Source organism: Micromonospora sp. ATLC20 (genome assembly GCF_057196585.1).
Genome location: NZ_JBXUOV010000156.1, coordinates 1 through 13,716, shown reverse-complemented (window position 1 = coordinate 13,716; position 13,716 = coordinate 1). Strand labels below are relative to the sequence as shown.

Genomic DNA, 13,716 nt, shown 5'->3' with positions numbered 1-13,716 from the left:
GTGCCCGCCCGGCGCGGGCGGGCACCGACGGGCTCAGCGGACGCCGGTGAGGCGCCGTTCCTGATCGAGGTCGAGCATCTGCGCCGACGGGTCGACCGCCACGCCGGACGCGCGCAGGACCTTGCCCGCCGTCCGCGCGAGGATGCGCAGGTCGAGCCAGAGGGACCAGTCGAGAACGTAGCGGACGTCGAGTTCCAGGCGCTCGGTCCAGGCCAGGTCGTTACGGCCGTTGACCTGCGCGAGCCCGGTGATGCCCGGTCGGACCTCGAACCGCTTGCGCTCCCGGTCGGTGTACCAGGGGTCGTAGCGCAGCAGCAGCGGCCGGGGACCGACCAGACTGAGGTCGCCCCGGAGCACGTTGACCATCTGCGGCAGCTCGTCGATGCTCAGCCGCCGCAGCGTCCGGCCGACGCCCCGGCAGCGGACCCCGTCGGGCAGCAGTCGGCCCTCCGCGTCGCGGTCGTCGGACATCGTCCTGAGCTTGAGGACCCGGATGCGGCGCTCGTACCGGCCGGTGCGTTCCTGCCGGAAGAAGACCGGGCTGCCGAACTGGGCCAGGACCAGCAGCGCCGCGACCGCCACGACCGGCGCGGTCACCACGAGCACGACGAGCGCCACGGTGATGTCGATGAGCCGCTTGAGCCGCAGCTCGATCGACCGCCGGCCGGGGCTCACCGGGAGTGCGCCTTCCCGGCGGCCTGCGGGGCGTACTCCCCGGGTGGTCCGCCGACACCCGCGGCGTGCTCGATGACCTCGGCCATCCGCACCGCGGAGATCCGGTTGTCGAAGTGCCGGTGCGACCGCTCGCGGGCGCGTACGCCGCGTTCGGCGAGCCGCCCGGACCGGAACTCGGCGTACGCGTGCTCGATGGCCTCCGCCAGGGCGGCCGGGTCGTCCCGGGGAACCACCCACCCGCAGCTCTCGTCCACCGTCTCCGGCAGCCCGCCGGCGTCGCTGACGATGCTGGGTACGTCCAGCAGCGCCGCCTCGGGCGGCGCGCCGTGGCCCTCGCTCAGTGACGGGCTGACGCTGAGGTCCGCCGCCCGGTAGTAGGGCCGCACGTCGTCGGCGGTGTCGATCCAGCGGACGGAGTGGTCGTCAGCGACCCCGAACCGGCGGATCAGCTCCTGCCGGTGGTCCTCGCCGGCCTGGTCCGAGCCGCCACCGACGAGCATCAGCACCGCCTCGGGGTGCCGGGACCGGATCTCCTGCCACGCGGCGAGCAGGACGTCGTGGCCCTTGAACGCGCGGTTCCGGTGGGCGGCGAGCTTCCGCGGGGGATAGACGTACGCCACCATGATCACGACGAACTGGTCCGGGCTCAGCCCGAGATCCGCTCGGCACTTCGCCCGAGCCTCCGCCCGCGTTGCCGCCGTGTCGTCCGGCAGGTCCGCGGTCGCCCAGGCCAGGTTGAGTCCGCTGGTCACGGCCGGGCGGCGCGCCGCCGGTACGCCCAGCTCGCCGTAGAGGCGGGAGGTGTAGCGGGTGCCGCAGATGATCGTGCGGTCCAGGCGCCAGAGCAGCCGCTCGACCATCCGGACCGCCCGTGACTCCAGGAACGCGGGGCCGGCGACGAACTGCACCCGCGCCAACGGCAGGCCGACGGTCGCGAGCCGCGCGCCAAGCGTGGCCGCGTACAGGTGATGGTAGAGCACCTGGGGGCGCAGACGGCGGACGAGGCGGCGCAGCCGCCACAGCTCGGACAGCGTGCTCAGGCTGGGCCGGAAGCGGAACGAGAACGGCGACGCCACCGTCCGGATCCCGGCCTCGGCCAGGCGGTCGTTCAGGCGCCCGCCGGGTGGGCAGATCACCACCACCTCGTGGCCGCGATCCCGCAGGGCGCAGGCCTGCGGGATGGTCCAGAGTCCGCCGTAGTTCGTCTTGACGATGACGGCGACGCGCAGTGACCGGCGCCCGGGCGGGTCGCCGGCGACGCCGGACCGGGGATCGTGCCTCACGTGTTCGCCTCCAACAGTCGGCGCGACGTCGTTCGTCGCTCCACCCAGGGCAACGAGCTTTGTGGTGTTTAGTAACCAACGTCGGATTCTCTCGTTGCTCCTGCGGAGAGAGCACCGGCGAGCGGTAGGAGCGCACGTGAGAGTCGTCGTCACGGGGGGCGCCGGTTTCATCGGTTCCAACCTGGTGCGGGCCCTGTCGGAAACGGGCCGGGTCGCCGAGATCGTCGTCGTCGACGACCTCTCCACCGGGTCGGTGGAGAACCTGCGCGGGCTGCCGGTGGAGCTGCTGATCGGGACCGTCCTGGACCCCGCGCTACTCGACCGCGCGATGGCCGGCGCGTCCAGCGTGGTCCACCTCGGAGCCCTCGGCTCGGTGCCCCGCTCCATCGACGACCCGCTGCGCAGCCACCACGCGAACGCCACCGGCACCCTGACCGTCCTCGACGCCGCCCACCGCAACGGCGTCCCGCAGTGCGTGCTGGCCTCCTCGTCCTCGGTGTACGGTGCCAACCCGGTACTGCCACGCCAGGAGGGCCTGCGGCCCATGCCGGTCAGCCCGTACGCGGTGTCGAAGCTGGCCACCGAGGCGTACGGGATCGCGTTCGCCAACTGTTACGGCATGGCGGTCCTGCCGTTCCGCTTCTTCAACGTCTTCGGACCGAGGCAGGCGGCGAACCACGTGTACGCCGCGGTGGTCCCGCGGTTCGTCACCGCCGCCCTGGAGAACCGGCCGTTGCAGGTGCACGGCGACGGGCGGCAGTCCCGGGACTTCACCTACGTGGGCAGCGTGACCTCGGTGATCGTGGACGCCGTGCTGCGGCAGGTGGCGGCCCCGGACGTGGTGAACCTCGCGTTCGGTGCGCGCATCTCCCTGCTCGACCTCATCGCCGAACTGGAGACCGTGCTGGGGCGGCCGCTGGACGTCGTGCACGTGCCGGCCCGGCCCGGTGACGTCCGCGAGTCCCAGGCCGACCACACGCGACTGCGCGAGCTGTTCCCGGCCGCGTCGCCGACCCCCTTCGCCGAAGGGTTGCGGGCTACGGTCGAGTGGTTCCGGTCGCTTCGGGTCGACGAGCCCGTCGGGTCCGGCGCGTCCGGCTGATCCCGACCCGATCGGAGCCTCATGGCCAGGATCCTGCTGTTCGGCGCGTCCGGCTTCCTCGGCCGTGCGGTCGAGGCGCTCCTCGCGGAGCACGTCACCGTCGTCGCGCCGAGCCGCCAGGAGTGCGACCTCGTCGCCGCGGGCCGGTCGCAGCTGGCCGCGTTCCTGCGCCGGGTACGACCCGGCGCGGTGGTCAACTGTGCCGGCCGGATCGCCGGAACGAGCGCGCAGTTCGTCGAGTCCCACACCCTGGTCACCGCCAAGCTGATCGACTGCGTGGCCGAGGTCTCACCGGGCGTGCGGCTGGTTCGGATCGGCTCGGCCGCCGAGTACGGAGTCGTCCCGCACGGCGCGGTCGCGACCGAGGCTGATCCGGCCCGGCCGGTGAGCGACTACGGGGTCAGCCAGTTGGCCGCGACCGACCTCGTGCGGCTGGCCGCCGCCAGTGGCCGGGTCGACGCGGTGGTGCTGCGGGTCTTCAACCCCGTGGGGCCCGGCTCGACCAGTGGCAACGTGCTGGGGCGGGCCGCCGAGCTGCTCCAGGTGGCGCTGGCCCGGGGTGACCGGCTGATCGAGCTGGGGCTCAACGACTCCTATCGCGACTTCGTCGATGTCCGGGACGTGGCCGAGGCGGTGCTGGCGGTACTCAACGCCGGACGGCTGCCGCTGTCGATCTACAACGTGGGCAGTGGACAGGCGGTCGCCACCCGGGAGGCGGTCGAGATGCTGGCCCGCCATGCCGGGTTCACCGGACGCTTCGTCGACGGGCTCCGCTCACCGACTGCGGACCGGTCCGCAGCGGTGCCGTGGATGTGCGCCGACATCAGCCGAATCACCGACGCCCTCGGCTGGGCGCCGAGATACCCGCTGGGCGAGTCCCTGGCCGCGCTGTGGGCCGCCCGCTCCCACGTCACGGCCGGCTCCGGGGCTCGTCACGACGTGACGGTCAGCGCGCGTCCGGCACCAGTTCCGCCGGCGGCGCCGGTGCGGTGAGAGGTGCCGCCAGGCGGGCCCGCCGGTTGAGCCGTACGCGCAGGACGACCAGGACGACGACGGAGAGCAGCGCATACAGCGCGATCGAGGCGGTCGCCGCGCCCATCGTTCCCCAGCGGGAGATGGCAAGGCCGTAGCAGGCGACCGACGCCACGGCGGCGAGCAGACCGACCCCGGCGGCCTGTTTCGTGCCCCCGGTGCCGAGCAGGGCTCGGCTCGCGATGCCGAACGGCGCCAGGCACAGCTCGGCGAGCAGGAGCGGCACGATCAACGGGCGGGCGGACCCGAACTCCGCGCCGAAGACCGGCACCACCAACAGCCAGCCGCCGGCCGCGACGACGGCGCCGCTGACGAGCGTCGCCAGCAGCGTGTAGCCGATCGCACGGACCGGCCAGGGATCGCCGTCGCGCTGCGCGGCCTGCCGCTGCGACAACTGTCCGATGGCGGCCGGAAGGAGGCCGACCACGCTGCTCAGCGTCGCGGCCAGCGCGTAGATGCCCACCGCGCCGGGACCGACGAGGACACCGAGCAGGTAGCGGTCGGCCCGCTGGAGGAAGCTCGTCCCGAGGGAGAAGCCCAGAGACGGCGCGCCCATCCGGATCAGCCCGGTGACGTCCCGCCGTCGCGCCGGTGCGAACCGCGCCAGCCCTTGGCCGCGTACCAGCGTCCACTGCGTCACCGCCACCGCGAGCAGCGCGGTGGCCTGGCACATCAGGAGGAGCCACACCTGCGCCGAGACGGCGACCGCGATGGCGATCCCGATCAGGCCGGCGGTGGTGGCGGCGATGTTCCACACCGCGCCACGGCGGAAGTCCCCATCCGCGAACCGGAGATCGGTGAGCTGATCGAGCGCGATGTTGGCGGCGCCGCCGAGCGCGACCGCGGCGAGCAGCCGTACATCGGTCAGCGCGGGGCCGAGCAGCGGCGCGGAGAGACGGACCGCGGCGGCCGCGGCCGCCCCGGTGCAGACCGCGGCCACCACTGTCATCCAGCAGTACGCGGAGAGCAGTTCGTCGCGGCGGTGCCGGGAGGCGGCCTGCGGCAACTGCGCGCGCATGGCGGTGCCGCAGCCCAGGCGGCCGACCAGCATCACCACGCCGGCGACCGTGAGGACCAACACCATGACGCCCCGGTCGGCCGGCCCGAGCGCCAGGGTGGCGAGGACGGCGACGCCGCTGCTGCTCAGGGCGGCGATGCCGTTGGCGCCGGTCAGCAGGACGATCGTGCCCAGATGGCGGCGGCTCATCCGGTGGGCACCGCCGGCCGGTCCGCTCCGCCGCGCGGCGCCAAGGTGTTCCGGCAGTAGATGGCCAGGTGCTGCTCGACCGACCGCTCCATCGTGAAGACGCTGTCCTGGAAGGCCGCCAGCGCCCGTCGGCCGCCCGTCGGCCGTCCCGGCACGAGGCCAAGGCGGTGTACGGCGTCCGCCCAGCGTTCGGCGTCGGCGTCGACCGGGACCAGGGTGACACCGGCGAGCTGGTCGTCGATGAACCGTGCGCCGGGCAGGTCGGACGCGACCACCGGGGTGCCGACGGCCCGGGCCTCCAGGACCGTGCCGGGCAGACCTTCGAGCGCGGAGGGTTGCAGCAGAAGGTCGGCCTGGGCCAGGAACTCCCCGACGTCAGCCCGCGGACCCACCAGGTGCATCCGGTCGAGGACGTCGTGCCGGGTGGCGGCCTGCCGGACGGCGTCGTCGTCCCGGTCGTCGTGCGGACCGACGAACACGGCCCGGCAGCCGATCCCGCGCTCGCGCAACGCGGCGACGATCGACGGCACCATCGACCGCCGCTTGAGCGGGTGCGGGCGGCCGATCACCACGCAGACGAGGTCGTCCGGGGCGGCGCCGATCTCGTCGCGGAGCCGCAGCGTCGACCGGCGGTGCAGGCGGCCCAGGTCGAGACCGTTGGGCAGCACCCGGCACCGCGGGTCGTTCTCCCACGAGGGCCGGTAGCACGAGGTGAGAGCGCCGGGGGCGACGCCGAGCACGTCCGTCGCGCAGAAGTGGATGAGGCGCACCATTACGCCCCGCTGCAACCGGCGGCGCAGGCTGTCCGGATGTCCGTCGCGGTCGGACCGGAAGTGCGCGATCCGGATCGGCACCCGCGCCAGTGCGGCGAGGAACAGCACGAAACCGGAGAACGTCGCGACGTCCGAGTGCACGGCGTGCGGACGGATCTCCCGAAGCAGCCGGTAGAAGCGGACCGGGAACCGGCGGTCGAGCCGGATCGGGTGGATCCGTGAGCCGAGGCGCTCCACCTCCTCGCCGCGGGCTCCCTTGACGCCGCTGAGCGTGACGAAGGACGTCCGCACGGCGGAGGCCGCGAGCCGGGGCAGCAGTTCGATGGTGCGCTGCTCGGCGCCGCCGATGTCGAACGCGCCGAGGACCCGTACCACGCGGATCTCCGGAGGCCGGGGGGCCGGTTCGCCGGAGGTGCTCGTCGTCGCCGGGTCGCTGTGGCTCGCGCTGGACATCGTCTCTCCCGTGTCGGGCCGGCCGGTCCTCATACCGGGCGCCTCTCCTGCTGGACGGACTCCACGGCGGGGGCGGCGGACTGCGGCAGCGGACCGCGCTCCGCCATCAGGTCCCGGGCCGCCCGGTAGAACTCGCTGCGCCGCGGCGTCAGCCGGTCCGCGGCGAACTCGCGGGCGACCGCGAGGTTGCGACGCGAGGCGGCAGCCATGGCGTCAGGGTCCGCGAGGGCGCGGCGGATGGCGTTGGCGAGGCCGTCGGGGTCGTCCGGAGCGACAAGCATCTCCGGTGGCAGCAGTTCGGGTATGCCACCGACACGGGAGCCGATGGCCGGCAGCCCGCGGGCCATCGCCTCGATCAGGGCCCGGGGCAGGCCCTCGGTCCGGGACGGCATGACGAACAGGTCCGCGGCGTCGAGGTGCCGGCGCAGCGCCTCGACATCGGTGATCAGGCCAGCGAACGTGATCCGCTCACGGACCCCGAGCCGGGTGGCCAGATCCTCCAGCACCGGCTGGCAGCGCCCGGGACCGATGTGCACGTGCCGTACCGGCGGGGCCGAGGACCGCAGCAGCGAGATCGCCTCGATGAGCGTGTCGATGCCCTTGTAGAGCTGTTCGAGGGAACCGACCGACACGAGCGTCACCGGCCCGGCCGGCAGCCGGGGCGGGCGGGGCTCCCGCACGAACGCCGCCGGCGGCAGGTTCACCGAGCTGAGGCCGATGGACAGCGCCCCCGACCGGGTGGGATACCGCTCCTGGAGCGAGCGCTTCGTCTCGTACGACACCGCGACGGCGGAACGGCACTGACGCCGGAGGTTGCGGGTGCTCCACACCCGCAGGAAGGGGCGCAGCGGATGCTCGATCACCCCGGGGGCGAAGACCGCGTACGGGTCGCCGATGACCTCCATGGCGTAGGCGAGACCGCGACGGGTGATGTGCCGGTGCATCAGCGTGGCGATCGACGACGGCGCCCGCAGCAGCACCGCCTCCGCGTCCGCGGCGATCCGGCGGACGGCCCGGTCGATGCGGGGCAGGCGTCGCAGGTACTGCTGCGGTCCGAGGTAGTGGGGGAGGGGCGCCACGGTCACCCCGTCGCCGTCGACCCGGACCGCGTTCGGCGGGATCTCCGGTACGTCCCGCGCCCGGGCCACCACCCGTACCTCGTCGAAGGCCGCCAGGTATCGCGCCCAGAGCGCGTAGCCGGTGCCGAAGTCCACCCAGAATCGGTTGTCCGGAGTGCGGAGGTACCGGCACTCCTCGGTGATGGTGAGCCTCACGCGCGATGTCCTATCGGTTTACGGGAGCCAGGTTGCCGTGCGGGACGCGCACCTCGGGGCGCGCGGTCGGCTGGACGGAGCGGCCCTTCAACGAGCCGAGCCAGATGACGGCGTAGAACGCGACGCCGTGCAGGAGAGTGGCGAGAACACTGGCGCTCTCCCCGCGGAACCCGTACATCCAGCTGATCGTGTAGAGGATGCTCGCGTAGGCGTAGACGTGACCCCGCGCGGCGCGGAAGAAGAGCAGCCGGTGCCCGAGGGCGAGCGCGGCGAAGACCACAGGGACGCCGAGGTAGCCGAAGTTGACGTACGCCTCCGCGGTCAGCGAGAAGCCGAAGCCGGAGGACGAGCCCGGCAGCCAGGCGTCGACCAGCCAGGACATGAGCATGGGCCGTTCCGGGACGAGCGCCGACGGCATCGCGGTGAGGATGCCGTTGAGGTAGCTCTCACCGGGCCATAGGCGCAGGCCGTCGGCGGCGTGTGTCAGGACGAAGGTGTCCACGAAGAGGGTCGAGCCCTCGTTGAGGACCTTGCTGAGGTTCAGCGCGTCTCCGCTGCGAACGGCGCTGAGGTAGGTGGCGGTCAGGACGAACGCGACGCCGGCGATGCCGAACTTCGGCGAGATCCGTCGCCGTTGCAGCAACAGGACGTGCAGCACGACGGCGAAGAGGACGAAGAGGAAGTCACGCTCGTTCGTGGCCAGGCAGTAGAGCACGTAGAGGCTGAGGTTCGCCCAGTAGGCGATCCGGGCCGGGCGCACCGCCCGGGCCAGGAAGTAGATCGAGCAGGCGCACATCTCGACGACGAGGTAGCGGGTGTGCAGCGGACCGGCCAGCTCGATCCGTCCGAGCTTGTCGGCGGCCAGCATCGCCGGGCCGCGGGTGACCAGGATGGCGAGGGTGTAGGCGGCCAGCCCGTAGAGCACCACCGGAAGGACCGGATTCTCGCGCGGTGTCCGGCCGAGTGCGGTCAGGTCCGGCAGCCGGTCCCGGACCGGCATGAGCAGGCCGACCAGCGTCACACCGCCGAGCGCCAGCGCAAGCACGAGGCAGGCGGCCGGGATCTTGTCGGTGACGATGCCGATGTAGATCTCGTTGCCGAGGGCGTAGTTGATCGCCGGTCCTAGGCCGAAGAAGGCGAGGTAGGCGAAGACGTAGGGCAGGAGATCGGTCCGGCCGGACCGGAGGAACAGGGCCAGCAGCATCGCCAGACTGACCGCGAGGGTCAGCCATACCGCGGTGGTGGTGCTCAGCTCCACGGAGACTCCAAATCGGTGTACGGGCACTCCGGATCGGGAGCGGCCGGGGACAAGAGCGGAGTCCGCTCCACATGCGTGCCGGCTGCATTCAAATGTCTAGCAGGAAAGGTCTTCCATAGGCGGCGATTGCGTTTATCGCATTGACTTGGACGGTGCCGTAACCCGTTCACCCGTCACTCGTTCCTCGACGCATTCGAATCACTTTCGGATGCGATTCTCCGGCTGGGTCAGCGTGCGAGGAATTCGTCGAGCGCGCCGAAGAGCCGGTCCGCGTCGGCCCTGACCAGGGTCGACCCGCTGGGCAGGGAGACGCCGGTGGCGAAGAGGCGATCCGCCGCGCCGCTCAGGACCGCCTCGTGCCCGCGATGAGCGGGTTGCTGATGCATGGGCTTGAACATGGGGCGCGTCTCGATGTTGTGCCGGGCGAGGTGCGCGGCAAGTTCGTCGGCCCGCCATCCGGCCCGCGTGGGGTCGACGACGAGGGTGGTGAGCCAGCAGTTCGACCCGGGGTCGCCGTCGCCGAGAATCCGGGTGCCGGGAACCGCGGCGAAGAGCTTGGCGTACCGCTCCCGTATCGCCCGGCGGCGCTCGATCATTCCGCTCAGCCGTCGTAGCTGCGCCCGCCCGAGCGCGGCGAGCAGATTGCTCAGGCGGTAGTTGTAGCCGACCTGCCGGTGCTCGTAGTGCGCGACCGGCTCCCTGGCCTGGGTCGCCAGGTGACGTGCCCGGTCGATCAGCTCGCCGTCGTCGGAGACGAGCATCCCGCCGCTCGAGGTCGTCATGACCTTGTTGCCGTTGAACGAGAAGACGCCCAGCCGGCCGAACGTGCCCGCGTTGCGGCCGCGCCAGGACGCGCCGAGCGCCTGGGCGGAGTCCTCGACCAGCGGAACGTCGAAGTCCGCGCAGACGGGCAGGATGCGGTCGTAGTCCGCGCATCCGCCGTTCAGGTCGACCGTCATCACGGCCGCCACGCGGCGCCCCTGCTCCCGCAGCCGGCGCAGCAGCGGCGGCAGCAGGTCGGGGTCGAGGTGTCCGGTGGCGGCGTCACAGTCCACGAAGACCGGCTCGGCCCCGGTGTACCTCACCACGTTGGCGGTCGCCACGAACGTCATGGTGGGCACCACCACGAGGGAACCGGGCCCGGCTCCGACCACCGCCAGTGCCAGGTGCAGGGCGGCGGTTCCGGAGCTCACGCCGACGGCGTGACCGCTGCCCACCCGGTCCGCCAGCTCGCGTTCGAAGGCGGCCAGGTCGGGCCCGTCCGGCGCGACCCAGCCCGAACGGACCGCCGCCAGGATGGACGCCTCCTCGGCCGGACCGACGTCCGGCGGGGAGAGGTAGATCCGTCTGGGGACACTCGTGCCGTCCTGCTGATGGGCGGGTCGAGCCATCAGTGAGTAGTCCTGTGCCACGGTGCTGGTCTCCGATGGAAGTGTGGGTGTCACCCGGCGACGCGCAGGGAGGCGGGACGGACGCGCGGACCTGATCGTCGCGTCGCTGCGACCTGGTCCGTCGAGTCGGGACCGACTGGTTCAACGCGTCGGCGGTAACGGCCGTTACGGTGTGCCGGCCGACTGCGGCCGACGCCTCACGATCCCGTGGGCTCGGGCAGCGGGCACCGGTATTCGGGAAAGTAGTCCGAGGACGCGGACCAGGCCGGATCCCGCCGGGATCCCTCCCGCCGGTGCGCCGTCGACAGCCGCCGGTACGCCGGCTCGTCGAGCACCCGCGTGCCCAGGTGGAACGGGACCAGACCGTTCGGGGCGAAGGCGCGCTTGTACCGGAAGATGCCGTCGTCGGGGGCGTACCCGCCGCCCAGGACGAACCGGATCCGCCCCTGCGCGCGCCCCCATCGGCAGATCTCGAACTTGAGGAGATCGTTGGGCCGCAGGTCGAACGCCGCCTCGTCGGTGCCGCCGAGGTACGAGTAGAGGTTGAGCGCGGAGACCAAAACCAGTTCGGTCGAGACGACGCGCCCCTCGTACACGGCGTGGAAGAAGGCGAACTGGCCGGGCAGTTCGTCGACGATCCGCTCGAAGAACTCGCGGGGGAAGTAGTAGCCGCTCGCCGCGGCGCGCCGGTCCATCGTGCGCTCGTAGATGCCCAGGAAGTCGTCGAGCCGCCCCCCGTCGAGATCGACCACGACGGTGACGCCGTTGCGGCGGGCCTTGTTGACGTTCTTGCGGACCTTGTGGTCGAACTCGCGCCACATCTCCTCTTCGGCGGTGCGCAGGTCGCGGACCACGTTCACCAGCTTCTGCCGGACCGGCCCCGGCGGGGGCAGCCGGTCCTCGTCGAAGAGCGTGAGCCGGGTGACCTCGGAGACCACCTGACGCGACCCGCACCAGGCATCGAACGCCTCCCAGAACTCCTTCGCGTCGAGTTCGGTCGCGCCCTCGGCGAAGGCGCCTCCGTAGCCGTACGCGTTGACGACGTCCCGGTACCGTCGCCCGGGCTCGGCGAGGTGCGGCGCGTCGACCGGGCGGAGCAGGAACGGATACAGCACGAAACCGCGCTCGGTCCGGGCGTACGCGGCCAGCGGCTCGTCCTGCGGCCCGGCGAACAACCGGAGGTAGGCCGGGTGGGCGAAGACCTCACGCCGGTCCCATTCCCGGTGCAGAGCGCGCCAGCGCTCGTCGTCCGCCGGCTTGCGGGCGTCCAGGATCTCCAGTCGCATCTGCGCTCCCCGTCGCCTGGCCACGGCCGCCCCGGTGGCGGCCGGCCACGTGTCGTCCGTTCTGGGTAACGAGGATCGGCCGGGACGGTGTCGACAGGTGACCGGGCCGGGTCAGGGCCAGTCGTCGCCCGCTTCGAGGCGCGCGTCGAGCAGCGCCGTCAGCGGAAGGGACTCCCCGTCGCGCCCGCCGCGGCCGATGACGAGTGAGGGCGTGGACGGCTCCGGCCGGGCGCCGAGCAGCCGGGCGCGCAGCCCGGCCGGCACGGTCAGCAGGTAGTAGCGGCCCTCGGTGTCCACCGCCCGGCTTCGGGCCCGGTCCACGTACCAGCCGACCAGCGGGGTGCGGTAGCGGCCGCGTCCGCTGTAGGGGGTGGCCACGAGCCGCTCGGTGCGCAGGCCGCGCCGGGCGGCCTCGGCCGCGAACCGGGCGACCAGCTCCGCGGCTTCGGCCTGCTCCGCGGCGCGCTGCCGGGCGTCGGCCTCGGCGTGCGCCCGCACCGCGTGGCGTCGCCGCTCCCGCCACCGCTCGTCGTCGTCGGCACCCACGACCGCGAGGGTACGCCCACAGCCGCGCCCGCCCGACCCGGCCGCTCCCGGGCCGGGCGGGGGAGGGGTGCGGGGCCGTCGCGCGACCACCTGCCGCCCTCGCGCGGATCGTCTAGAGTGCTGACGTCCGTCGCGCCCATCGAGGAGCCTGGTTCGTGCTGCACATCCGGGTGATCGCACCAGGGGACCGCTCGTCCGAAATCGCCGACATGCTTGCCGCGGACCCCGGCGTGACCCACCTGGTGGTGTTGCCGGGCGCGGCCCGTCAACCGGTCGGCGACTACATCACCTGCGACGTGGTCCGGGAGAGCGCCGACGGCGTCCTGCGCCGGCTGCGGGAGATGGGGGTTGAGGCGCGCGGGGCGATCGCCGCCGACGACGTGGAGCTGACCCTCTCGGCCGCCGCGGACCGGGCCGCCGAGGCGGCCCCGGGCCACGGTGACGACGCCCTGATCTGGGACGAGGTCGCCGCGAAGACGGGTGAGCAGACGGTGCTCACCGGCACATTCCTGGCGCTGATCGTCGTGGCCACCATGATCGCCGGCATCGGCGTGCTGCTCGACCAGCCCATCCTCATCGTCGGCGCGATGGTCGTCGGCCCGGAGTTCGGCCCGCTCGCGGCGCTCTGCGTGGCGCTGCTGCGCGGCAAGGGGAGTGTCGTCGTCCGGTCGGTGCAGGCGCTCGTTGTCGGCTTCGTGGCGGCGATGCTTGCCACCGTGGTCAGCACCTGGGCGCTGGACGCGGCCGGTCTGGTGAGCCGGGAGATGCTGCTGGCCGAGCGGCCGTTGACGGACTTCATCTGGCGCCCGGACGCCCTGTCGTGGGTGGTCGGCCTGCTCGCCGGCATCGCCGGGATGCTGTCGCTGACCTCGAAGAAGTCCGGCTCCCTGGTCGGCGTCCTGATCTCGGTGACTACCGTGCCGGCGGCCGCGAACGTGGCGGTCGCCGCCGCGTACGGCGTCTGGCATGAGGCAGCCGGTTCCGCGCTCCAGCTGGTCGTCAACCTGGCCGCCATCGTGCTGGCGGGTCTGCTCACGCTGCTGGTCCAGCGCTCCTGGTGGCGGCGTGTGGCGCGGCGGTCCCGGCAGCCGGTGCCCCGCCAGCGGGCCGACCGTGACCCGGCGTCCGCCCGGACCGATCCGTCGTCGGGCGGGCACCGGTCGAGCTGACTCGTTCGTGACGTCAGCCCGACCGGCGGCCGCGGACCGTCAGGCCAGGCCGGCGCGGCGCAGCGCCTCGGCCATGGCGTCGTTCACCGGTGCCGCCGATCCGCCGCCTCGTCCCTGCCGCTGCGACGGACCACCGCGTGAGCCGCCCCGTTCGCCCTGGCCGCCACGCCGGGCGCTGGCGTCACCGCGCTGTCCGCCGCGGTCACTCCGCTGCCCACCGCCGTCGCCGCGCTGCCCGCCACCGCGCCGGCCGCCGCGCTCCTCGCC

13 protein-coding genes are annotated in these 13,716 nt (G+C 72.8%); 3 read left to right on the top strand and 10 right to left on the bottom strand.

Annotated features, from left to right (window positions below; genetic code table 11):
* Positions 1–33: 33 nt before the first annotated feature.
* Together AC2CHG_RS24685 and AC2CHG_RS24680 are read right to left on the bottom strand one after the other, a co-directional pair.
* Positions 34–675: a sugar transferase gene (locus tag AC2CHG_RS24685; protein WP_357208523.1), complete on the bottom strand. Its 642-nt coding sequence runs from the start codon at positions 673–675 to the stop codon at positions 34–36.
* Positions 672–1,958: a glycosyltransferase gene (locus AC2CHG_RS24680; RefSeq protein WP_484525674.1), complete on the bottom strand. Its 1,287-nt coding sequence runs from the start codon at positions 1,956–1,958 to the stop codon at positions 672–674. Before AC2CHG_RS24680 ends, AC2CHG_RS24685 begins: the two co-directional genes overlap by 4 nt.
* 136 nt (positions 1,959–2,094) lie before the next feature.
* Here AC2CHG_RS24680 and AC2CHG_RS24675 point away from each other — a divergent pair, with 136 nt between their 5' ends.
* Together AC2CHG_RS24675 and AC2CHG_RS24670 are read left to right on the top strand one after the other, a co-directional pair.
* Positions 2,095–3,060, top strand: coding sequence for an NAD-dependent epimerase/dehydratase family protein (locus AC2CHG_RS24675; protein ID WP_357208528.1), 966 nt, complete (start codon positions 2,095–2,097; stop codon positions 3,058–3,060).
* Between the two features lie 21 nt (positions 3,061–3,081).
* Complete coding sequence (locus AC2CHG_RS24670) at positions 3,082–4,053, top strand: NAD-dependent epimerase/dehydratase family protein (RefSeq protein WP_357208531.1); 972 nt, start codon at positions 3,082–3,084, stop codon at positions 4,051–4,053.
* On the opposite strand, the gene AC2CHG_RS24665 is transcribed toward AC2CHG_RS24670, so the two are convergent.
* From AC2CHG_RS24665 to AC2CHG_RS24635, 7 genes are all read right to left on the bottom strand, one after another.
* Complete coding sequence (locus tag AC2CHG_RS24665) at positions 4,007–5,299, bottom strand: lipopolysaccharide biosynthesis protein (protein ID WP_357208533.1); 1,293 nt, start codon at positions 5,297–5,299, stop codon at positions 4,007–4,009. The two genes, AC2CHG_RS24670 and AC2CHG_RS24665, sit on opposite strands and share 47 nt — an antisense overlap.
* Positions 5,296–6,525, bottom strand: coding sequence for a glycosyltransferase (locus tag AC2CHG_RS24660; protein WP_357208536.1), 1,230 nt, complete (start codon positions 6,523–6,525; stop codon positions 5,296–5,298). Before AC2CHG_RS24660 ends, AC2CHG_RS24665 begins: the two co-directional genes overlap by 4 nt.
* Before the next feature lie 29 nt (positions 6,526–6,554).
* Positions 6,555–7,799 carry a glycosyltransferase family 4 protein gene (locus AC2CHG_RS24655; protein ID WP_402808136.1) on the bottom strand — a complete coding sequence of 415 codons (1,245 nt, stop codon included), beginning with the start codon at positions 7,797–7,799 and terminating at the stop codon, positions 6,555–6,557.
* A 10-nt stretch (positions 7,800–7,809) separates the two neighbouring features.
* On the bottom strand, positions 7,810–9,057 hold the full coding sequence (wzy, locus tag AC2CHG_RS24650; protein ID WP_357208542.1) for an O-antigen polysaccharide polymerase Wzy: 1,248 nt from the start codon (positions 9,055–9,057) through the stop codon (positions 7,810–7,812).
* 227 nt (positions 9,058–9,284) lie between these two features.
* Positions 9,285–10,448 (bottom strand): DegT/DnrJ/EryC1/StrS family aminotransferase, encoded by a 1,164-nt coding sequence (locus AC2CHG_RS24645; RefSeq protein WP_357208544.1) that lies wholly within the window; start codon positions 10,446–10,448, stop codon positions 9,285–9,287.
* Positions 10,449–10,645: 197 nt separating this feature from the next.
* Entirely contained in the window at positions 10,646–11,734 is a 1,089-nt protein-coding gene (locus AC2CHG_RS24640) for a GNAT family N-acetyltransferase (RefSeq protein ID WP_357208547.1), read from the bottom strand.
* 111 nt (positions 11,735–11,845) lie between these two features.
* Positions 11,846–12,280 (bottom strand): hypothetical protein, encoded by a 435-nt coding sequence (locus AC2CHG_RS24635; RefSeq protein WP_357208550.1) that lies wholly within the window; start codon positions 12,278–12,280, stop codon positions 11,846–11,848.
* Positions 12,281–12,435: 155 nt separating this feature from the next.
* Between AC2CHG_RS24635 and AC2CHG_RS24630 the strand changes: the two genes are divergently transcribed.
* On the top strand, positions 12,436–13,449 hold the full coding sequence (locus AC2CHG_RS24630; RefSeq protein ID WP_484525673.1) for a DUF389 domain-containing protein: 1,014 nt from the start codon (positions 12,436–12,438) through the stop codon (positions 13,447–13,449).
* 39 nt (positions 13,450–13,488) lie between these two features.
* Here the strand turns inward: AC2CHG_RS24630 and AC2CHG_RS24625 are convergent.
* A partial coding sequence (locus tag AC2CHG_RS24625) for a hypothetical protein (RefSeq protein WP_484525672.1) occupies positions 13,489–13,716 on the bottom strand: 228 nt, incomplete at its 5' end.